18 protein-coding genes and 4 pseudogenes are annotated in these 21,385 nt (G+C 63.1%); 15 read left to right on the forward strand and 7 right to left on the reverse strand.

Annotated features, from left to right (window positions below):
- Positions 1-215: 215 nt before the first annotated feature.
- A pseudogene (locus GRI72_RS14120) lies at positions 216-1,512 on the reverse strand (IS110 family RNA-guided transposase).
- A 153-nt stretch (positions 1,513-1,665) separates the two neighbouring features.
- On the opposite strand from GRI72_RS14120, the pseudogene GRI72_RS14125 reads away from it, so the two are divergent.
- Positions 1,666-2,028, forward strand: a pseudogene (locus tag GRI72_RS14125) (integrase core domain-containing protein); the annotation flags it as partial.
- Between the two features lie 30 nt (positions 2,029-2,058).
- Positions 2,059-2,391 (forward strand): annotated as a pseudogene (locus GRI72_RS14130) (tyrosine-type recombinase/integrase); the annotation flags it as partial.
- Between the two features lie 85 nt (positions 2,392-2,476).
- Here the strand turns inward: GRI72_RS14130 and GRI72_RS14135 are convergent.
- Positions 2,477-3,624 (reverse strand): IS3 family transposase gene (locus GRI72_RS14135; protein ID WP_419880249.1). Its coding sequence is split into 2 segments (ribosomal slippage): positions 2,477-3,369 and positions 3,369-3,624, totalling 1,149 coding nucleotides; the frame shifts between segments, so codons are not numbered across the junction.
- 539 nt (positions 3,625-4,163) lie between these two features.
- On the opposite strand from GRI72_RS14135, the gene GRI72_RS14140 reads away from it, so the two are divergent.
- Positions 4,164-7,616, forward strand: a complete 3,453-nt coding sequence (locus GRI72_RS14140; RefSeq protein ID WP_237487217.1) for an indolepyruvate ferredoxin oxidoreductase family protein — start codon at positions 4,164-4,166, stop codon at positions 7,614-7,616.
- 117 nt (positions 7,617-7,733) lie between these two features.
- Here the strand turns inward: GRI72_RS14140 and GRI72_RS14145 are convergent, their stop codons facing one another.
- Genes GRI72_RS14145 through GRI72_RS14155 form a run of 3 tightly spaced genes read right to left on the reverse strand, consistent with a single transcriptional unit; the run spans position 7,734 to position 8,947 of the window.
- Entirely contained in the window at positions 7,734-8,066 is a 333-nt protein-coding gene (locus GRI72_RS14145) for a hypothetical protein (protein WP_160734559.1), read from the reverse strand.
- A 12-nt stretch (positions 8,067-8,078) separates the two neighbouring features.
- Positions 8,079-8,516 carry a 2-keto-4-pentenoate hydratase gene (locus GRI72_RS14150; protein ID WP_160734560.1) on the reverse strand — a complete coding sequence of 146 codons (438 nt, stop codon included), beginning with the start codon at positions 8,514-8,516 and terminating at the stop codon, positions 8,079-8,081.
- Between the two features lie 11 nt (positions 8,517-8,527).
- The gene (locus GRI72_RS14155) at positions 8,528-8,947 is read right to left on the reverse strand and encodes an SDR family oxidoreductase (protein WP_160734561.1); all 420 of its coding nucleotides are present in this window, start codon (positions 8,945-8,947) and stop codon (positions 8,528-8,530) included.
- 40 nt (positions 8,948-8,987) lie between these two features.
- On the opposite strand from GRI72_RS14155, the gene GRI72_RS14160 reads away from it, so the two are divergent.
- The 9 genes from GRI72_RS14160 to GRI72_RS14200 all read left to right on the forward strand — a co-directional run bounded on the left by GRI72_RS14160 (position 8,988) and on the right by GRI72_RS14200 (position 15,764).
- The gene (locus tag GRI72_RS14160; protein ID WP_160734562.1) at positions 8,988-9,317 is read left to right on the forward strand and encodes an alpha/beta fold hydrolase; all 330 of its coding nucleotides are present in this window, start codon (positions 8,988-8,990) and stop codon (positions 9,315-9,317) included.
- The gene (locus GRI72_RS14165) at positions 9,314-9,595 is read left to right on the forward strand and encodes a hypothetical protein (protein ID WP_160734563.1); all 282 of its coding nucleotides are present in this window, start codon (positions 9,314-9,316) and stop codon (positions 9,593-9,595) included. Before GRI72_RS14160 ends, GRI72_RS14165 begins: the two co-directional genes overlap by 4 nt.
- Before the next feature lie 2 nt (positions 9,596-9,597).
- Positions 9,598-10,350, forward strand: a complete 753-nt coding sequence (locus GRI72_RS14170) for a DODA-type extradiol aromatic ring-opening family dioxygenase (RefSeq protein ID WP_160734564.1) — start codon at positions 9,598-9,600, stop codon at positions 10,348-10,350.
- A gap of 64 nt (positions 10,351-10,414) precedes the next feature.
- Positions 10,415-11,785, forward strand: a complete 1,371-nt coding sequence (locus tag GRI72_RS14175; RefSeq protein ID WP_237487218.1) for an aromatic ring-hydroxylating oxygenase subunit alpha — start codon at positions 10,415-10,417, stop codon at positions 11,783-11,785.
- Positions 11,782-12,330: a 3-phenylpropionate/cinnamic acid dioxygenase subunit beta gene (locus GRI72_RS14180; RefSeq protein ID WP_160734565.1), complete on the forward strand. Its 549-nt coding sequence runs from the start codon at positions 11,782-11,784 to the stop codon at positions 12,328-12,330. The genes GRI72_RS14175 and GRI72_RS14180 overlap by 4 nt, the downstream gene beginning before the upstream one ends.
- Before the next feature lie 5 nt (positions 12,331-12,335).
- Positions 12,336-13,919, forward strand: a complete 1,584-nt coding sequence (locus GRI72_RS14185) for a class I adenylate-forming enzyme family protein (protein ID WP_160734566.1) — start codon at positions 12,336-12,338, stop codon at positions 13,917-13,919.
- Positions 13,916-14,854, forward strand: coding sequence for an acetaldehyde dehydrogenase (acetylating) (locus tag GRI72_RS14190; protein WP_160734567.1), 939 nt, complete (start codon positions 13,916-13,918; stop codon positions 14,852-14,854). The genes GRI72_RS14185 and GRI72_RS14190 overlap by 4 nt, the downstream gene beginning before the upstream one ends.
- A complete protein-coding gene (locus GRI72_RS14195) occupies positions 14,851-15,429 on the forward strand; it encodes a hypothetical protein (RefSeq protein WP_160734568.1) in 579 nt (192 codons plus the stop codon). The genes GRI72_RS14190 and GRI72_RS14195 overlap by 4 nt, the downstream gene beginning before the upstream one ends.
- A gap of 14 nt (positions 15,430-15,443) precedes the next feature.
- Positions 15,444-15,764, forward strand: a complete 321-nt coding sequence (locus GRI72_RS14200) for a non-heme iron oxygenase ferredoxin subunit (RefSeq protein ID WP_202389138.1) — start codon at positions 15,444-15,446, stop codon at positions 15,762-15,764.
- On the opposite strand, the gene GRI72_RS14205 is transcribed toward GRI72_RS14200, so the two are convergent.
- Positions 15,761-17,413: an AMP-binding protein gene (locus tag GRI72_RS14205; protein WP_160734569.1), complete on the reverse strand. Its 1,653-nt coding sequence runs from the start codon at positions 17,411-17,413 to the stop codon at positions 15,761-15,763. The genes GRI72_RS14200 and GRI72_RS14205 overlap by 4 nt on opposite strands.
- A 105-nt stretch (positions 17,414-17,518) precedes the next feature.
- Here GRI72_RS14205 and GRI72_RS14210 point away from each other — a divergent pair, with 105 nt between their 5' ends.
- Both GRI72_RS14210 and GRI72_RS14215 read left to right on the forward strand, forming a co-directional pair.
- Positions 17,519-18,487: an NADPH:quinone oxidoreductase family protein gene (locus tag GRI72_RS14210; protein WP_160734570.1), complete on the forward strand. Its 969-nt coding sequence runs from the start codon at positions 17,519-17,521 to the stop codon at positions 18,485-18,487.
- Positions 18,488-18,559: 72 nt separating this feature from the next.
- On the forward strand, positions 18,560-19,165 hold the full coding sequence (locus GRI72_RS14215; RefSeq protein WP_160734571.1) for a TetR/AcrR family transcriptional regulator: 606 nt from the start codon (positions 18,560-18,562) through the stop codon (positions 19,163-19,165).
- Between the two features lie 471 nt (positions 19,166-19,636).
- Here GRI72_RS14215 and GRI72_RS14220 read toward each other — a convergent pair whose 3' ends face one another.
- Positions 19,637-19,822 (reverse strand): hypothetical protein, encoded by a 186-nt coding sequence (locus GRI72_RS14220; protein WP_160734572.1) that lies wholly within the window; start codon positions 19,820-19,822, stop codon positions 19,637-19,639.
- Between the two features lie 51 nt (positions 19,823-19,873).
- On the opposite strand from GRI72_RS14220, the pseudogene GRI72_RS14225 reads away from it, so the two are divergent.
- Positions 19,874-21,170 (forward strand): annotated as a pseudogene (locus tag GRI72_RS14225) (IS110 family RNA-guided transposase).
- The last annotated feature ends 215 nt before the right edge of the window (positions 21,171-21,385 follow it).

Below are 21,385 nucleotides of genomic sequence, written 5' to 3' on the forward strand. Positions count from 1 at the left end.
GACAACGTCCTAGGTCGGGAAGCAGCTGTGGGACAAGGCCAGCAGGTCTCGTTGCGCCGATCATGACCGGCGCAAATGTCTTTTTGATCCAGATGGCTTCCATCGTCAAGGAATGCGCTCTCGGCCATAGCAAACACAGGATCCAGCGGCCGCATCGGTCGTGGTCCTAACCGTCCTTAAAATGAGATGCGGATGCCAGATGGAAGGCCCGAACATTATCTACAGGGTCGCAGTTGCGCCCTCACGGCACAGCAGAGAGGGGTCCTTCCATCTGGTGTCCGCCCGTTCGAGGAACGGGCGGTACTCGGTTCCCGTCTTGATGACGGCGTGCGCGACGCGCGCCATCTTGGCGGTGAGTGCAGTCATTGCCTTGCGGCGGCGATCGGGGTCGTTGGCGTGTCCTTCCATGTATCGGCCCAGCTTATCGCGAAAGCTGTTGTCGCGTTGGCGAGCGGCGACTTGTGCGGCCATCCAGAAAGTGCGGCGCAACCGAGCATTACCATACTTGGAAAGCTTGGTCCGACCGCGGAATGTGCCGGACTGGCAGGTGGCCAGATCGAGCCCGCAGAACTTGAGGAACTGGCGATGGTGGGCAAACCGTCGAAGGTCCCCGGCCTCGGCGAGGATGGTCAGCGCGTTGATCGGGCCGATGCCAGGGATCATACGAAGCAGCTGGTAGTCACGGTTCTCGCTGAGCATGGCATGGGCGGCTCGCTCGATCTCGTCACGTTGGCGGATCAGACTGCGCGCTTGCGCGATGACCATGCGAAACATGGCAATCGCCACAGAATCCTCATCGACCGGCAGTGCGACGGATGCGCAGGCGGTCTCGTAAATATCGTTGATTAATCGAGCCTTGGAGACCTTGCGGCCGACCAGTGACCACGCCTCGCGCGTGAATGCTTCCTGGCCAAGCGCTGTCATGCTCCCGGGCGTCGGAAACCGCTCGAGCAAGGCAAGAAACCAATCAGACCTGCTGTTGCCGGCGAAGCGCTCGATCTCTGGGAAGTAGAGCGGCAGGTAATGGGTCAGGATCCGGTGCCAGGTCTGGGTCTTGGCTTTGGAGATGGCCTCGTGTGTCTTCGACATCTCCTGCAGATCGTTAATCCCGGCGGCAAGCGGATCGACGTAGCGCTGGGTGGCGCCAATCCGCAGCATATGCAGGATCACCTGCGCGTCCTTGGAGTCGTTCTTGTCCCAGCCATTATGTAGAGCCTCTCGGGTCCGGGCCAAGGCTACGGACGAGATCAGGCGCAGCTCGAAACCTGCTGTGAGCAAGCGGTGCGCCAAGGTGCGGTGATAGTTACCGGTCGCCTCGAAGCCGACGACAATCGGTCTGCCAATATCAGCCAGAACGGACGCAAGGCGGTCGTAATCGGTCTTCGTCGCCATCACTGTCATACGCCGTCGCCGCCCGCCCTCCGGGCGTTCGATGAGGACCTCCTGGCGGTGCTTGGACATATCGATGGCTACCAGCACGGCATCGGCGGGTGTAGAACTGAGCTTGGTCATGGTCGGTCTGCCTCCAAAGTGTTGAGTCGACAACTTCACTTTAGAGACCTGATGACCGGTCATGACCGCCTTGATGAAGCCTGCGGGCGCTACGCGCCCTTGTCTCCATCAAGGCGAGCGCTGCCTTCGAGAGCCAGCTTCCCAATGTGCTATGGCACCGAGCTGACCTGCAATGCGGTGCTGGCATGGTGCGGGGAGATGGGCGTGGAGTGGCATTACATCGCGTCAGGCAAGCCGATGCAGCACGGCTTTTGCGAGAGCTTCAATGGTCGCATGCGCGATGAGCTGCTGAACGAGACGCTGTTCCTCAGCCTTGCTCATGCCCGTGTCGAGATCGCCGCCTGGGTGGATGATTACAACCGGGAGCGACCGCACTCATCGCTCGGATACGCGACACCGGCGGCGTTCGCCGCCGAACTGGATAAGCAATGGCCTGCTTCGCTACGCCCTACGGGCTCCGCTGCGCAGCCCATTGCTTCAACCGCGCTCATGCGCAAAACAACCGCCCGGCTCTAATCCCAGCTGGGGGAAAGCTGGGGGTCAGGTCAGGTCCTTTCGACGCTGCGCGCGGTCGAAGCGACCGGGCGCTACGAAAGCGCGCGCCGGATGCGCAGCGTGCTAAGCCGGGTGTTTCGCTACGCCATCGCGACGGCGCGAGCAGAGCGCGATCCGTCCGGAGATCTTCGCGGTGCGCTGACCGTCCCGAAGGTCAAGCATCTGTCCGCTATTACCACCGAGAAGGAAGCAGGTGAGCTCATGCGCGCGATCGAAGGCTATACCGGCCATGCGATCACGCTGTTTGCACTTCGACTCTCGGCGCACTTGTTTGTCAGGCCCGGTGAATTGCGAAAGGCGGAATGGGCAGAGTTCGATGTGGAGTGAGGTGGTCCCGCCTTCTTGGACAGGTTGGCGGCGAAGTTAAGCTAATCCGGGATGTGATTATGCCGCCAGTCTGGTCATCAGATCATGGGGGGCATGCCCCCCATGATCTGAAGCGTCGATCCGTCCATAGGCCTCTGCCGGGGTTTGCCCCCGCTAGACCCGAGTGCGGTCGCTGCGTGTTGTAGTAGGTGATCCAACGAGCAAGGCCAGTGCGCAGCTCCGAACCGGTCTCGAAGGCGTGGAGATAAACGCATTCATATTTGAGAGATCGCCACAGCCGCTCGATGAACACGTTGTCCATCCAGCGGCCTCGGCCGTCCATGCTGATCCGCACCTCGGCATCCCGCAGCACGCTGGTGAAGGCCAGCGAAGTGAACTGACTACCCTGATCCGTATTGAAGATCTCGGGACGACCGAAGCGCGCCAGCGCTTCCTCCAAAGCCGCCACGCAGAAGCCCGCATCCATCGTGTTCGACAGGCGCCAGGCCAAGACCTTGCGGGTCGCCCAGTCCATCACCGCGACCAGGTACAGGAACCCCCGGCGCATCGGGATGTAGGTCACATCCGCACACCACACATGTTTCGGTCGCACTATCTCCAGCTTGCGCAGCAGATACGGATAAATCCGATGCTGCGGATGCGGATCACTCGTGCGCGGTCGCTGGTAGATCGGCGACAGGCCCATCTTGCCCATCAGCCGCCGCACACGTCGTCGGCCAACATCATAGCCGCCTCGGCGCAGGTGCCGGACCATCTGTCGACTGCCATACCACGGCATGTCGAGGAACGCCGCGTCGATCACCCGCATCAGCGCCAGCGTCTCCTCACTCTCCGGCACCGGTGCATAGTAGTAGGACGACCGGCTGATCGAGAGCAGCCGGCATTGCGCCGCGATAGACAGGCGTCGGTGAGCAGGTTCGATCATCGCCCGCCTCCGTGCCACGCTCATCGACCGGAGGCTCTGGCTAAAAAATCGCGCTCCACGACCAACTGACCGATCTTCGCGTGAAGCTTCTCAACTTCGGCCTCGCTGGCCGCCCGGGCCGCATCACTTGCCCCCGAGAACGTGCTTGCCATCCCTTCGACCGCCTGCCGCTTCCACGCCGCGATCATCGTATGGTGAATGCCGTGCTTCGCGGCCAGCTCCGCCAGCGTCAGGTCACCCCGGATCGCCTCCAGCGCCACCTTCGCCTTGAACTCCGCGCTATAGCGCTTCCTCGTCTTCTTCATTCCCGTACCATTCCTTCAGGTCGGGATTAGCTTAGCATCCTGTCCAGATTTCCGGCACCACCTCACACCTCGATCATTTGCGTGACGGCGCCACGGTGCTCAGACCGGCGTTCGGTCAGCGGTAAACGGGGCGGTGGTCGCGGAATTAGTCTTCTCGCGCCTGTAAAGCTTGGCGAGCCCCTGGTCCGACAATCCGAGGTCCTTCGCGACGTGGATCTCCGGCGGCTCCTAAGCATATACATGCCTATCCTACCTAACGAACTCCTCGGCTTGTGATCGTCGAAGACGAGCGAGGCCATGCCAGTTGGAACTGATGTCCGATTTGCAAGCGGTCGAACAGCTGGCAGGGCCCATCAAATCCCTGCACTGGAGTAGCCTAAGCTAGCCTTCCGATTGCCGCTACTCGCATGCCGACCCGCGGAAGAGTTTGTTGCTGGCTGCTCTCGAAAAGTGGCTCTTCCAGCCTTGCACCATACGCTTCCGCATGGTAACGGAGGATCAGGTAACGGAAGGGGTATTGCATGCCGCGTAAGGTTGAATTGAGCGACAAATACACGCTCGATCGCGGACGGGTATTCCTTTCGGGCACCCAGGCTCTGACCCGTGTCCTCCTGTCCCAGAGCAGATCTGATGCGGCGCAGGGGCTGAACACCGGGGGCTTCGTCTCGGGCTATCGGGGCTCGCCCCTCGGATCACTGGATACAGCGCTGTGGTCGGCTCGCGACGCGCTGAAGGATGAAGGCATCGTCTTCCAGCCTGGCGTCAACGAAGAGCTGGCCGCGACCGCAGTCTATGGTTCGCAGCAGTTGGGCTTCTTTCCCGGTGCGAGGCATGAGGGCGTCTTCGCCGCCTGGTATGGCAAGGGCCCCGGGGTTGATCGCGCGGGCGATGCCCTGAAGCACGGCAACTTGGCAGGGACTGCGGCCCTCGGCGGGGTGCTGGTACTGGCCGGCGACGATCATTCAGCCAAATCGTCGACGACGGCGCATCAATCGGAACAGGCGCTCGTCGCATCTCTGATACCCGTGCTGTATCCCGCTTCTGTCGAGGAATTCCTGAAATTCGGGTCGTTCGGGATTGCGCTGTCGCGCTTTTCGGGGCTGTGGGCCGGGTTCAAATGCATCAATGATACGGCGGACGCGACCGCGACCGCGTCGCTGGGCGATCCGCTTCATCGCTGGACCCTGCCCGAAATCGAGATGCCTCCCGAAGGATTGAATATCCTCGAGGGCGAAACGCAATTGTCAATGGAGCGGCGGACGACCGATTTCCGCCTTCCCGCGGCGCAGGCGTTCATCCGCGCCAACCGGCTCGACACCGTGCTGCGAGATGGCGATCGCCGGACGCTGGGAATTGTCACGGCAGGCAAGGCCGCGCTCGACGTAATCGAAGCGTTGAACCAGCTCGGCCTCGACAGTGCACGCTGCCGCGCGCTCGGCATCCGGGTTCTCAAGCTGGCGATGACTTGGCCGGTCGAGCCGGAAGTGGCCTATGATTTCGCTCGCGGACATCGACAAGTGCTCGTGGTGGAGGAGAAGCGCGCGTTCATCGAGCCGCAGTTAGCCTCGCTGCTCTATCACCTGGACGCTCCAGAACGCCCGGTGCTGACCGGAAAGGCCGATGCTGCGGGGCGCCCGCTGCTCCCGCAAAATGGCGAACTCGGCCCGACCGAAATCGGTGCGGCCCTGTTCCGGGAGATCGAGGCACTTGGCCTGGTCGATGCGCCGCTGCGAGCGCGCCACGCGGAGATCGAGGCGCGGCTCGAGGCCCGCAGCGCCGCGCTGACGCCGTTCAACCGCATGCCCTTCTTCTGTTCGGGCTGTCCCCACAATACCTCCACCGTCGTCCCCGACGGCTCGGTCGCGTTATCGGGCATCGGCTGCCATGTGATGGCCGCGATGATGCCGCACCGGAAGCATGTATGGCCGGTGCAGATGGGGGGTGAGGGTGCGAATTGGATCGGCGTCGCGCCGTTCACCGACACTGCGCACACTTTCCAGAATTTGGGCGACGGCACCTATCATCATTCCGGCTCACTGGCGATCCGTGCGGCGGTGTCGGCCGGGATCGCCATCACTTATAAGCTGCTCTTCAACGACGCAGTGGCGATGACGGGCGGACAACCGGTCGAAGGCCAGCTGACGCCATGGCAGATCGCGTCGGAGCTTGTGCAGGAGGGCGTGCACAAAGTGGTCGTCGTCGCCGACGATCCCGAAAAATACCCACCCAGCGTGCGGTTCCCGGACGGCGTCGCTATCCATCCCCGCGAGGAACTGGACTCGGTTCAACGCGAACTGGCCGCGATCGACGGTGTGACCGTGCTGATCTATGATCAGGTCTGCGCCGCCGAGAAGCGCCGCCGCCGCAAGAAGGGGACGTTTCCCGACCCGGCGAAGCGTATCTTTATCAACGATCTGGTGTGCGAAGGGTGCGGCGACTGTTCGGTCAAATCAAACTGCGTCAGTGTGCAGCCTCTGGAAACCGAATTCGGTCGCAAGCGCCAGATCGATCAGTCAAATTGCAACAAGGATTTCAGCTGCGTCAACGGGTTCTGCCCGTCCTTCGTAACCGTCAGCGGCGGGACGCTAAAGGGGCGGACCGCCGCGCCGATGGCAGCGATGCCGGTGCTTCCCGCTCCGCCGCCGCCGGTCGAGGGTTCGCTGGCGATCTTGATCGCCGGCATCGGCGGCACAGGCGTCGTCACCATCGGCGCGGTGCTGGGAATGGCGGCGCATCTCGACGGCAAGTCTGCCAGCATCATCGATGTTACCGGCCTTTCGCAGAAGAACGGCGCCGTGTTCAGCCATCTGCGGATCGCGTCCAGCGATGATGCCATCGCTGCGGCCCGCATACCGGTAGCCGGTGCGGAGCTGCTACTTGGCTGCGACATGATCACCGCGGGCGGTGCCGAGGCAATGGCGCTGGTCCAACCCGGGCGAACGCGCGGTGTCATCAACGAGAATTTAACACCCACGGCGGCGTTTACGATCGATACCGGAATCGACTTTGCGGGCGAGCAGACGCTACGCCGATTGCGCGAGGTGCTGGCCCCGGGTTCCGCATTCATTGATGCGACCCGCGTCGCGACGCGGCTGATGGGAGATGCCATTGGTGCCAACATGTTCGTGGTGGGCGTTGCGATCCAGCGAGGGCTGCTTCCGGTGTCACTATCTGCAGTGGAACGGGCAATCACGTTGAACGGCGTGGCAGTCGACTTCAACCTGCGTGCCCTCGCGCTCGGCCGACTGGCTGCGATCGATCCGTCTACGGTCGAGACGCAACTAGGAAATGAGGTCGCGGCCGCTGCAGAGGGCTCGCTCCGGCTATCGACCGACATCGGCGATGTGATCGAAAGGCGTGTGGCGTTCCTCGCCGACTATCAAGACGCGGCCTATGGCGAACGTTTCCGCCGCAAGCTCTCGGCGATCGCGGCGGTGGAGGCGAGGGTCGCGCCAGACCGAACCGACCTCAGCGATGCCGCCGCGCGGAATTTGTTCAAATTGATGGCTTACAAGGACGAATATGAAGTCGCCCGGCTTTACACCTCGGGTGAATTTCGCGCCAAGCTGGATGCACAGTTCACAGGCGACTATCGCCTTTCCGTCCACCTTGCGCCGCCACTTTTCGCGCGCAAGGATCCGGTGACGGGGCTGCCGCGCAAGCGCGAGTTCGGCCGGTGGATGCTGTCGGCCTTCGGTCTGCTGGCCCGCGCAAAGCGATTGCGCGGAACCATCTTTGACCCGTTCGGGCGGACCGCAGAACGGCGGATGGAACGACAGCTTGTGTCTGATTACGAGGCGGTGCTCGACAGCATCGTCGAGAATATCGACCACGCCGGGTACGAGGCCGCGGTGGCGCTGGCCCGATATCCCGACAAGATTCGCGGCTATGGCTACGTCAAGGATCGGTCGGTCCCTGGCGCACTTGCAGAGCGCGACCGCCAGCTCGAGGCGATGCTCGCGCCGCGCAATGAATTGGAAGCGGCCGAATGACTGCCCGTGATCGCGCTCGGCGCGGCTAGACCTGCCCCGCCCCTCCTGTGCGACGGCGCCGCCGCTTTTCGAACCGGTCAGGCATCCTGCTGTTCAGGGATGGCCGCGCCTGGCGGATCAGTCGCTGCATTCGATGGTCAGGTCGGCGAATCCTGCCATCGCGAGGCGGTAGCAGCGCCCCGGGGCGATCGGCACGAGCGGTCCGAAGGCACCCGACAGGACGATGTCACCCGCGGCTAGCGGACGTCCGACTTCGACCATCTTGCGCGCCAGCCATGTAAGTGCCGTCACTGGACTTCCCAGACACGCGGTCGCCGGGCCATGCGACACGAGGTCGCCGTCTTCGAACAGCTCCATCGTAAGACCGTCGACGGCTGCGCGGTCGTAGGGGCGTCGGTCGTCGCCGATCGCGTATAACGCCGATGATGCATTGTCGGCGACCGTGTCCACGATCTTGATCCGCTAGTCGCGCACCCGGCTACCGACGACTTCGATCGCAGGTGCCATCCATTCGATCGCCCCGACGACGGCGGCTTCATCTAAGAAGGGGGCGCTCAGATCTCGCGCGATGCAGAAGGCGAGTTCACCTTCCGCTCGCGGCTGCGATACGGATTTGGCGGCGAACGAACCGCCAGGGGCTATCTGCATATCGGTGAATAGCATCCCGAAGTCGGGCTCATCGACCCCCAACTGCGTCTGCACTGCGGTCGAGGTCAGGCCGATCTTGCGACCGGCCAGTTTGCGGCCTCCGGCGATCCAGGGCGCGGTGTTGATTTCCTGAATCCGATAGCCCAACGCAGCGTCATTCGGAACCAGTCGATCGGCGATAGGGGCGATCGCGCCGGTCAAAAAGGCTTGGCGCAGTTCCAGTGCGGCACGCTGAACGGCTTCCTCGGTCATTCTTCCTCCTGTCAAATTCTGGCGAGCAGCCCACCGTCGCTGACGATGATGGTGCCGGTCATCCCACGTGAATTGCCGGGCGAGGCGAGCAAGACGTAGGCACCTGCATGATCCTCCGGCTCGGCTGCGAAACCCAAGGGAGTGGCCGTCCCGACCGCGGCGACCAGGCGTTCGTCATCTGCCAGTCTCCGGTCTGCGCTGCCGAGCGAGTCGATTCCTGACAGGCCGGTCACGGTGCCGCCCGGTGCGACCGCGTTGACGCGGATATCTGGCGCCCATTCGTGCGCGAGTTGATAGACCAGACCGCGCACTGCGAACTTGCTGGCGGTATAGAGGGCGCCGCCGCCGCCGCCGCGGAAACTGGCGGTCGAGCAGGTCATGACGATGCTGCCATGAGTCTCCTTCAAGTAGGGCCGTGCCTCGCGCGCCATCAGCAGGTGAGACCGGACGCCGGCAATCGTTACCGACGAGATGGTTGCTGCACGTTTTGCCGTCGCCCAACGCAGTGCGGGCCTGGAGACGATCCGGCAGCTCCAGCCCAAACCAGCCGAGGGCAAGGTGGCGACGGTGCGCGGCGTTCCGCTGGAACAACTAGACGCGATCACGGTACCGACGCTGATCATGCACGGCCGAGAAGACCGTATCATCCCGCTCGAGGTCGCGGTGCGCGCTCATCGCCATCTCACCAATTCGCAACTGCATGTGTTCGGGCAGTGCGGCCATTGGGTTCAGCTCGAACGCGAGGACGAGTTCGTGGCGCAGCTCGAGATGTTCCTCGACGCGACGGGGGGCTCGCGATGAGCCTGAGCGCGGTAGAGCAATGCATCTTCGACCTCGGCAATTCCGGGAAGGTGCGCAAAGCCTATGTCGCCGAGCCGGACGCCTTCCTCGCTCGCTATGCGCTGGACGACGAAGAGCGGGCCCTGGTTCGCGGCGAAGATGTTGCCGAGCTGTTTCGGCGCGGCCTGAATCCGATGTTGCTGATGGGGTTCCACATGGGTCTGCACGGGCCCGCATCGATGGGCGAATATTTGAAAAAGATGCCGACCCTCGCATCGACGCTCGGAACGGGAGAATAATGATGGGCACGATAGTCGGCGGCTTCATGATGCCGCACGATCCAACGGTCTTCATCAATCCGAGAAAGCTGGACAACGGCCACCTGATGGATGCCTATGCGGAAATTCGTCGCCGTATCGTCGAGCTCGACGCGACCTCGGCGGTCATCATCGGGGCAGATCACTATATTCTATTTACGCCCAAGTGCCTGCCGCAAATCCTGATCTGCCTTGGCGAACTGAACGGGCCGGTCGACCAGCTGCCGGGGCTGCCCAACCGGCCAATTCCCCATAACCCGGTGCTCGCCGAGCGTATCTTCGCCCATGCCCAGGAGACCGGTTTCGATCTGGCGGTGGCCCGGTCGCTGGGCGTCGACCACGCAATCGGCGCGCCGGCCCATCTCTGCCTGCCGGAGGACGGATCGGTAACGGCGGTCGCGGTCTATATGGCGAGCGGGGTCGCGCCGTATCTGCGGCTGCGCCGGGCGTATGAATTTGGTGCGATGGTGAAGTCGGCGGTTGAGGCGATGGACAGAGACGAGCGCGTCGTCATCCTGGGCAGCGGCGGCATCAGCCACTGGGTCGGCACCGGCGAGATGGGCCGCACCAACCCGGTCTTCGACCGTATGGTGCTCGATGCGATCGTCGCTGGAGATGCCGACGCGCTGCTCGGGCTGACGGACGAAGAAATTCTGCGTGAAGGGGGCAACGGCGCGATGGAGATACGACATTTCCTGGGCGTAATGGGGCAATGCCCGGAGGGTCGGGCGAAGTAATAGCCTATGATGCATGGCAAGGGGCTGTGACCGGCCTCGGTTTTGCTCAGATGAGGCCGGCAGCATGAGCGCGCCTTTTGCCAAGGGGCCAGCCGCACCGGCCGATCTGCCCCGCGATGAGGCGCCCGCCCCCGCCCCCGGCCCGGGGCCGCTGGACGAAGCCGCAGTCCGCGCGATGGTCGATAGCGAGCAAGGCTGGATCGATCGGCGGATCTTCTGGGACCCGCAGGTTTACGCACTGGAGATGGAACGCACCTTCGCGCGCTGCTGGATTTTCGTCGCGCATGACAGCCAGATTCCCGAGGTCGGCGATTTTCTGACCACCTATGTCGGCGAAGACGCGGTCATCGTCGCGCGGGCCCGCGATCGGCAGGTTCACGCCTTTATCAATTCGTGCAGCCATCGCGGCAACCGCGTCTGCTTCGCTGAAGCGGGCAGCGCGAGACGCTTCACCTGCAACTTCCACGGCTGGTCCTATGCGCTCGACGGATCGCTCTCCGGGGTGACCGCGGAGGAACTGTACAAAGACAACCCGACCTTCGACCGCAGCAAGCTCGGCCTTCACAAGGCGCGGGTCGAAAGCCATGGCGGCATGCACTTTGCCTGCTTCGACCCCGAAGCGCCGTCGCTGGCGGACTATCTCGGTGAGTTCCGCTGGTATCTCGACGTTCTGCTCGACAACGATGAGGGTGGAATCGAGTTCGTCGACGGCAACATCAAGTCGCGCCTGAAGTGCAACTGGAAGTTTCCGGCGGAGGATTTCGTGGGTGATGCCTACCACGCCACCTGGACACACAGTTCCGCATTGCAGGCGCTGTTCGGTAACATTCCGACGATGAAGGCCGACCGTTCGTTCCAGGTCAACGCCAACGGTCATGGCTGGGACTTCGGGCTGGATTTCATCAGTAACGCTGCGACCCTGTGCGAGCCGGAGATCGTCGAGTATCTGCGCGAGAACGAAGTCCGGTTCGCCGAGCGCCTGGGCAAGATGCGTAGTCGCATGGTCGGTTCGCTCAGCTCGGCGACGGTCTTCCCCAATCTTTCGTTTCTCGCCGGGCACAACACGTTCCGCACTTGGAATCCCAAGGGACCGGCGGAAACCGAGCTGCACACATGGGTGTTCCTCAACCGCAACGCACCCGACAGCCTCAAGGAGAAATACCGGCGCGGCGTGATGCTGACCTTCTCTCCGGCGGGCATCTTCGAAATGGACGACGGCGAAAACTTCGAACATTGCACTGCATCGAATGCGGGCGTGGTGACCCGGCGGCGTAAGCTTCATACGGGACTGGGTCTCGGGTCGGAGGTCGAGCATCCCGAACTGAAGGGCAATGTCCATCGCAACCAGGTGAACGAAGCCAATCACCGTGCCTTCTATCAGCGCTGGACCGACCTCATGACGGCGCCCAACTGGGCGGATGTGCCGGTACGATGAGTGACGCTGGCAAAAGCGGGGCTGCGCTCGCGGCCGGGGTCGACCGTGATCTTGTGTTCGAGATCGAGCAGTTCCTCTATCGCGAGGCGCGGCTGCTCGACGAAGAGCGGTATGACGAGTGGCTGGCGACGATGGCGCCTGACGTACATTATTGGATGCCGGGGATCCAGGCTCGCTACCGGGCCGACAAGGCGGACCTCATCAGCCGTACGCGAATGGCGTATTTCGACGATGATCTGGATTACCTGACCAAGCGCGTCGAACGCGCCAAGCAGACGACGGCGTGGGCCGAAGACCCCCCGACACGGCATTTCCACATGGTTAGCAACATCGAGGTAGAGGCAACCGAGATACCGGACGAATGGGTGGTCCATTCGCTTGTTCTCAACTTACGTCACCGCAACGAGGCCGAAGAACAGACCCTGACCGCGCGTCGTCAGGATCTCGTGCGCCGCGATGAAACGGGTGCGTTGAAGCTCGCGCGCCGACTGATACGCTTGCAGCAGACAGTCTTGCAGGCAAAAAACATGAACGCGTTCCTGTGAGCAGCATGAAGAAGCCCGATGTGGCGCCGTCGGTGGCGGACGATGATGGCACGGCGTACTCCCGTGCGCCGTTCCTGACTGTCATCGACATGTTCTGGGATGCCGTCGATACAGCGGGCGAGCGCATCGCCTTGATCGATGGAGACCGCACGATCAGCTACCGCGGTTATGGTGCCGCCGTCGCTGCCTTGGCGAATCGGCTCAACGCGATCGGCGTCGCGGGCGAGCGGGTGGCGATGCTGGTGCCCAATTCGATCGAGGCCAACGTCGCGATCTATGCCGTGCTGGCGGCACGTGCGCAGGTCGCACTGCTCAATCCCGGATATGCCGCGCAGGAATTGGCGCCGCTCCTGGAGATCGCGCGCCCCAGAATGATCATTTCCGCGACCGATGGCGCGGAGGCGGCACTGGCCCTGGCAGCCGCGCACGGCATCGCGCACGTGCTCGTGGTGGGGGCGGGCGAACTGGCGATCGATGCTCTGGTGGCGGAAGCCGCGGAACGCCCTGTCGCGTCGATCGCCGGCGACGATTTAGCGACGCTGTTGTTTACCGGCGGCACCACTGGCGTGCCCAAAGGTGTCGACCGGCCACACTGCACGCTGATGGAGACGGTGCACGGCATGCACCAGGCCTGGCCGACACGGATCGACCGCGAAGTGTGGCTGAACGTTGCGCCGGTGTTCCACGTCTGGGGCTTGCTGATGGGGTGCCTCGATCCCGTATACGGTCGCAGCCCGGTGGTGATCCTCCCCCGCTACCAGCCCGATCTGGTACTCGCCGCGATCGAGCGTCACCGGGCAACGGTGTTCAGTGGTGGTCCTGCCGCCATCTATGTCGGCCTGCTGGCCGCGGCGGGCATCGACCGGACCAACCTGTCCTCGCTGCGCATCTGTCCTGGCGGCGGATCGCCGTTCCTGATGGAAACGCTGACTGCGTGGAGTGCCAAGGTCGGGGTTCCGATCGTGGAAGCGTTCGGGATGACCGAAGCCGGACCGATCTGCGCCAATCCGACGGACGGGAGCCACAGGCTGGGCACCGTCGGCAGGCCGCTGCCTGGGCTGGAGGTGTCGATCGTAGCGCTGAACGACCCGGAATGCGTGGTTCCCATCGGCGAGCTGGGCGAAATCCGTATTCGCGGATCGCGCGTCGTCAATGCCTATCGCGGGCTCGGCGCTGGCCGGGCGGACGGCTGGCTATACACGGGCGATGTCGGGCTCTTCGACTCCGATGGCTATCTGAGGCTGGTCGACCGAACCAAGGACATGCTGATCGTCGGGGGGTTCAACGTTTACCCGCGCGAGATCGAGGAAGTTCTGGCGCAGCATCCCGCCGTTGCCGAGGCGGCGGTCGTGGGAACCCCGGATGCGCGCAAAGGCGAGGTTCCCGCAGCCTTCGCCCGGCTGCGAGAGGGGACGACGGTCGAAGCCGCCGAATTGGTCGACTACTGCGCCGCCCGCCTCGTCACCTACAAGCGACCGCGCTCGGTGTCGTTGATCGGTACGATCCCCAAGACCCCTGCGAACAAGATCTGCCGCAAGACGCTCGCTGCGCTTGCCGCCGAAGCGCAGCGAGATGGAGCAACCGAATGAGCAGGATTAAGGCCGCGATTATTGGCTCGGGCAACATTGGCATCGATCCGATTATCAAGCTGCTCAAACGCCCCGGCTCCTTGGAGCTGGTGGCGTTGGTCGGCATCGACGTCCGGTCCGAAGGGTTGGCGATGGCGCGCGAGCGCGGCGTCGAAACCACGCACGACGGGATCGACGGCTTGCGGGCGATGGACGTCTATCCCGAGGTTGGGATCGTCTTCGACGCCACCTCCGCCACCGCGCATCGTCATCATGACGAGGTGCTGCGCCGCGACGGCAAGCAGGTCATCGATTTGACCCCGGCCACGATCGGGCCCTTCACCGTGCCCCCGGTCAGTATTGACGAGTATCAGGATGCGCCCAATGTCAAAATGGTGACGTGCGAAGGCCAGGCGACGATCCCGATGGTAGCAGCGGTCAATCGCGTCGCTCCGGTCCACTATGCAGAGATCGTCGCGTCGGTATCGTCGCGCTCGGCGGGGCCCGGCACACGCGCAAACATCGACGAATTCACCCGCACGACCGCACGCGGGGTCGAGGTGGTCGGCGGAGCAGAGCGAGGCAAAGCGATTATCATCCTCAATTCTGCGGAACCGCCGATGATCATGCGCGATACCGTCTTTACGCTCTCCGCGATAGCCGACGAGGATGCCGTGCGCACCTCGGTTGCGAGCATGGTGGAGGCGGTGCAGCGCTACGTTCCCGGCTATCGCCTGAAGCAGGAGGTGCAGTTCGAGCGGTACGGCTCCAACCTTCCGCTCGCGATTCCGGGGCAGGAGGATTTTGTAGGTTTGAAAACGTCGATTTATCTGGAGGTCGAAGGCGCAGGCGATTACCTGCCCAGCTATTCGGGCAATCTCGACATCATGACCGCCTCGGCCCAGGCGACCGGCAGCGCGATCGCCGTGCGCAAGTTGCTGGCGTTGGCGGCGTGACGAGCGACCCTGCCCAGCCGCTCTACACCCAGGACGTCACTCTGCGCGATGGAATGCACGCCGTCAGCCACATGTACACGATCGATCATGTCCGCGCGATCGGTCGTGCGCTTGACGATGCGGGCGTCGATGCGATCGAGATTGCGCACGGCGACGGTCTGTCGGGCGCGTCGCTGAATTACGGATTTGGCGCGCAGGCCGGCTGGGAGTGGATCGAGGCGGTGACCGATGTCATCGAAAATGCGGTCCTGACCACCCTGATTCTTCCGGGCATCGCGACCGTGGAGGAACTGCGCCGCGCCTATGATCAGGGCGTCCGCTCGGTGCGGGTGGCGACGCATTGTACCGAGGCCGACGTTTCCCGCCAGCACATCAGGATGGCGCGCGATCTGGGGATGGACGTATCGGGTTTCCTGATGATGAGCCACATGATCGGCGCCGACGCGCTGGCGCGAAACGTCGGCCTCGATACGCGCGATATCTTGGTGGAATTGGGCTGTCGCAAGATGGTCGGCGGCCAGGAAGACATGATCGTCGATGTCGCGCTCGACATGCTCAAGACCCGCGCGGCCTGATAGAAAGACCTGTCATGAATGAACTGCTTATTCCCGTTCCGGAAGCGGAGAGCATGGCCGACGGCGACGTACGCCGCCTATGCTCGCCTGCCTGCGGGCCGATCGCGCTGTTTCGCGTCGATGGCGATTTTCACGCCATCGCCGACACGTGCAGCCATGGTCAGGCATCGCTGGCGGAGGGCTGGCTGGAAGGGTTCGAGGTTGAATGCCCGGTTCACTCGGGCCGGTTCGACATCCGCAGCGGAGCCCCGCTTGCATTTCCGGTGACCGAGCCCGTCGCGACCTATCCCACCCGCCGCGTCGAGGGGGTGCTGCTCGTGATCGTGCCTGCCTAGCTTCGTTCTGCTTCGCGCTCGCGCAGAGCGAGGCGTGAGATTTTCAGATTCTCGTTTCGCGGAATCTCGTCGACGATCTCCAGCAGCTTGGGGACTTCGATCGGCGACAAAAGGTCGCCCAGGAAGATCCGCAGATCGTCGAGCGTCAACTCCGCGTCGCCGTCTCGCAGACTGACGATCGCCTTCACCGTCTCTCCCCGATAGGGACAAGGCACGCCGATCACCGCCACCTCGCGGACCGCCGGATGCTTCAGGACCGCGCTCTCCACGTCGGCGGGATAGACGTTGTAGCCGCTCGCGATGATCATATCTTTCAGCCGGTCGAAGACCGTGATGGCGCCGTCCGCATCCATCGTGCCGATGTCGCCGCTGCGAAAGAAGCCATCGACGAAGGCTTGGGCCGTGGCCTCGGGTCGTTGCCAGTAATGTGGCATGACCTGCGGCCCACGAATGCAGATCTCGCCCGGTTCGCCGGGGGCGACCTGCATCGACGGGTCGCGTGTGGAGCGAACTTCCACTTCGGTGAAGGGAAGCGGGATTCCGGTCGTCCCTTCATGTTGGTCGGCCGGTGATGTATATACTGCCGCAGGGGACGTCTCGGTCATTCCGTAGAGAGTTGTGATCGTGAGGCCGGTCGCGTCCCGGAAGCGCTTCTTGAGTTCAGCAGACACCGGCGCTGCACCGCACTGCGCATTGCGCAGCGACGACCAGTCGAATCCACCGCGCGCTTCCGCGGCATGAAGAAGCGCGGTGAACATCGTTGGCGGCGCAAGCATTAACGTGATTTGCCGGGCCTTGATGATATCGAGCGCCGCCTGCGGATCGAATCGTGGCATCCACGCCATCTCACCCGCCAGATTGACCATGAAATTCTGAATCGGACCGACTCCCGAGACATGGGTGACGGGCGCCGCCGCCAGCACCGATTCCTCGCCGGGCCGCAACTCGGGAAACCAGCTATGCATCTGTACAACGTTGACCGACAGGTTGGCATGGGTCAGCACCGCCGCCTTCGGCGCGCCCGTCGTGCCCCCGGTATATTGCAGCACCGCAGGCTGTGTCAGCGGAGCGAAGCGGGCACGGGGGACTCGGCCGGCTCCGGTCATGAGGCGGGCGGTGGCGATCGCCCCGTCGGTGTTCCCGACATCTGCGGGAGCATGGGGATCGCCGCTGCGCGCGCTCGTCACGATCAGCGGAACAGCAGTCTCGGCAGCGGCGCGAATCCGCGTGGCCTTGGCGAGCAGTGCTTCGTCGTCGAGTGTGAAGATGGCCGACAGCCCGGCGTCGTTGGACTGATCGGCCAGGCGGGCGACCGAGTATAGCGGATTAAGACCGACCCCGATCGCACCCACGTGCCACAGTGCGAACGTGAAGACGGTAAACGACGGGTGCGCAGGGGCGAGAAAGCCGACCCGGTCACCGGCGCCGATCCCAAGTCCGGCAAAGCCGGCGGCGAGATCTTCGACGAAGTCTGCGACCTCCGCGTAGCTGAAGCTTTCCTCACCGAACGAACAACAGATGCGCTCCCCGAACTTGGCCGCCGCGCTATCGAGCAGCCCAGAAAGCGCTGTCGGAAGGGGTTCCCTCAAGGCCGCCGCGCGCGGATTGTAGAACCGGGTCCAGGGCCGACGCGTCGAAGTGGTTGTCATGGATCGTTGGTCTCTCTTGTGAACGGCGTCTCTTAACAGCCTCGCTTGCCTTGCCATGAAACATACCAACGCGTATGGCCCCGTGCAATACGGAAAGGCAACATAATGAAAGCTTGGGTCGTCGAAGACTTTGGATCGCTGGACTGGCTGAACATGCGCGACGTGCCTGTGCCCGTCGCTTCACCGCGCTGCGCGCTAGTCCGGGTGCGGCACGCCGGACTGAACTTTGCGGACATGATTAGCGTACGCGGCGAATATCAGGTCAGGAACGATCCCCCCTTCATCCTGGGTGCGGAGATCGCAGGCGAGGTGGTGGATACAGGAGGCGCCGCGGACCTTGCGGTCGGCGATCTGGTCATGGCGCAAGTCGCCTCGGGTGCCTTTGCGCAGTATTGTGCTGTCGACACCGCACGGTTGATACGCATATCGCCGGGAACCGAGCTGGCGTATGCCGCCGCCGTTCCCGTATCCTATACAACGGCAGCGATTGCCTTGTTCGAGACTGGCGGCCTGCGTGCCGGGGAGACAGTGTTGATCCACGCGGCTGCTGGCGGCACGGGCATCGCGGCCACGCAACTCGCCCGCAACGCCGGCGCGCGCGTCATTGGCGGTACGTCTGGAGACAAGGTCGCCGTGGCGACCGCCAACGGTGCCAACGCAACCATTGACAATCGCAGTGTCGACTGGGTCGATCGACTGCGCGACATCGTGCCTGGCGGGGTCGACATGGTGCTGGATCCGGTTGGCGGCGAGACCACGCTTCAAAGCGTGCGCGCGCTTGCCTGGCGCGGCAGGCTGCTGATTGTCGGGTTCGCCAGCGGTGCGATCCCTGCAATCCAAGCCAATCGCCTGCTTGTGAAGGCGGCCTCCGCACACGGGGTGTTTTGGAAATTCGATGCCGATCCCCTAGGCATCACAGCGATCCAGCGTGATCTTGCTCGTGCCTTGTCGGACGGCTCGATCCGGCCTCACATCGGCGGCACGGTGCCCTTTGCCGATCTGAAGGAGGGTTTGGCCGAACTCGAGGCGGGGCGCAGCATCGGGAAGCTCGTTCTTACGGTCGAAGGCAGCTGATTTGGCTCGTGCGGATGACAGTTGCCGGTACTTGCGGTAAGGGGCGGGGAATCAACGGTAATGGCGGGGCCCATGGCGAGAGCACAAGTGCAGGCGAACACCGATCAATCTGAGCGCTTGTCCAAGCAGGACTGGATCACCGCTGCGCTGCATGTGGTTGGCAAAGGGGGCGTGGCTCAGGTCCGCATAGAGGTGTTAGCGCGCTCGCTGGGGGTGACGAAGGGAAGCTTCTACTGGCACTTCAAGGATCGCAATGCTCTCCTGGGCGAGATGCTGCGGTTCTGGCAGCAAAGTCTGACGTCGGCGGTCGGCCAGTTCGTGCGTACGAAGATCGAGACACCGCGAGACCGTCTCGCGTATCTCATCGGACTGGCATCGGAAGATCGCGATGACGTTCCCGGCGGTACGATCGAACACGCGCTGCGCGAATGGGCCCGATCCTCCGAACTGGCACGGCATGCGATCTCGGAAGTCGACAGCGAACGGCTTGCGATCATTTCGGAAATCTATCGCGACATGGGCATGGGGAAGGCCCACGCGGATTCGGCGGCGCTGCTGGCCCTGTCGCACCTGATCGGCGTCAACGTCATCCACCGCGATGTTGGGCTGCAGGCTTTCCGTGCCCAGCGTGAGATCTGCCTCGGCTTCCTGCTTGAGCTTCCTGAACGGATGTCGTGACGAGGATTTCGTCAGCCGCGCCGATCGGTTGATCGCTCGGCACCGAGGCTATCCCGCCCTGCTTGTCCAAGCCGAGTTCGTGCATGCGCTGACGGCTCGAGAGTCGATGCAATGCTGTTCCTCGAGCGCAGCGAAACGAAGACGCCGCAGGCTGGCGGGGCCGTTATCTCAACCGCGAACGGCGAGCGAAGGCATGGCTGCAGGCGAATTGGGCCCGCTTCGCTGCCGCCAACGCGTGGTCTTCCCCTGCTCACATACCACAATTGGTACCGGCCGCGATGGTACCATGAGGCGCCTTCGATCTCGCGGCGGCGGCGATCGGAACCAGTCCGAATGCGCAGCGGTCCGGTTGATGTTCGGATGCGATCGAACGCCCGCAGCCGCGCCGCTCCGGCCGCCGCACTCGGTCGATAAACGGCCGACGTTTCGACCGCCGCCCGAACGTACGGACAAGCGGACAATTCTCTCGCGTCACTGCCACCAGTCGCCGCGGATGCCATCGAAGCCAAAACAACCATACTGCATCGCATAGATAGAGGGCGCCAGCTCGGTGCCATAGCACATTGGGAAGCTGGCTCTCGAAGGCAGCGCTCGCCTTGATGGAGACAAGGGCGCGTAGCGCCCGCAGGCTTCATCAAGGCGGTCATGACCGGTCATCAGGTCTCTAAAGTGAAGTTGTCGACTCAACACTTTGGAGGCAGACCGACCATGACCAAGCTCAGTTCTACACCCGCCGATGCCGTGCTGGTAGCCATCGATATGTCCAAGCACCGCCAGGAGGTCCTCATCGAACGCCCGGAGGGCGGGCGGCGACGGCGTATGACAGTGATGGCGACGAAGACCGATTACGACCGCCTTGCGTCCGTTCTGGCTGATATTGGCAGACCGATTGTCGTCGGCTTCGAGGCGACCGGTAACTATCACCGCACCTTGGCGCACCGCTTGCTCACAGCAGGTTTCGAGCTGCGCCTGATCTCGTCCGTAGCCTTGGCCCGGACCCGAGAGGCTCTACATAATGGCTGGGACAAGAACGACTCCAAGGACGCGCAGGTGATCCTGCATATGCTGCGGATTGGCGCCACCCAGCGCTACGTCGATCCGCTTGCCGCCGGGATTAACGATCTGCAGGAGATGTCGAAGACACACGAGGCCATCTCCAAAGCCAAGACCCAGACCTGGCACCGGATCCTGACCCATTACCTGCCGCTCTACTTCCCAGAGATCGAGCGCTTCGCCGGCAACAGCAGGTCTGATTGGTTTCTTGCCTTGCTCGAGCGGTTTCCGACGCCCGGGAGCATGACAGCGCTTGGCCAGGAAGCATTCACGCGCGAGGCGTGGTCACTGGTCGGCCGCAAGGTCTCCAAGGCTCGATTAATCAACGATATTTACGAGACCGCCTGCGCATCCGTCGCACTGCCGGTCGATGAGGATTCTGTGGCGATTGCCATGTTTCGCATGGTCATCGCGCAAGCGCGCAGTCTGATCCGCCAACGTGACGAGATCGAGCGAGCCGCCCATGCCATGCTCAGCGAGAACCGTGACTACCAGCTGCTTCGTATGATCCCTGGCATCGGCCCGATCAACGCGCTGACCATCCTCGCCGAGGCCGGGGACCTTCGACGGTTTGCCCACCATCGCCAGTTCCTCAAGTTCTGCGGGCTCGATCTGGCCACCTGCCAGTCCGGCACATTCCGCGGTCGGACCAAGCTTTCCAAGTATGGTAATGCTCGGTTGCGCCGCACTTTCTGGATGGCCGCACAAGTCGCCGCTCGCCAACGCGACAACAGCTTTCGCGATAAGCTGGGCCGATACATGGAAGGACACGCCAACGACCCCGATCGCCGCCGCAAGGCAATGACTGCACTCACCGCCAAGATGGCGCGCGTCGCGCACGCCGTCATCAAGACGGGAACCGAGTACCGCCCGTTCCTCGAACGGGCGGACACCAGATGGAAGGACCCCTCTCTGCTGTGCCGTGAGGGCGCAACTGCGACCCTGTAGATAATGTTCGGGCCTTCCATCTGGCATCCGCATCTCATTTTAAGGACGGTTAGGACCACGACCGATGCGGCCGCTGGATCCTGTGTTTGCTATGGCCGAGAGCGCATTCCTTGACGATGGAAGCCATCTGGATCAAAAAGACATTTGCGCCGGTCATGATCGGCGCAACGAGACCTGCTGGCCTTGTCCCACAGCTGCTTCCCGACCTAGGACGTTGTC

The organism is Pelagerythrobacter marinus (assembly GCF_009827515.1).
Taxonomy (GTDB): Bacteria; Pseudomonadota; Alphaproteobacteria; order Sphingomonadales; family Sphingomonadaceae; genus Pelagerythrobacter; species Pelagerythrobacter marinus.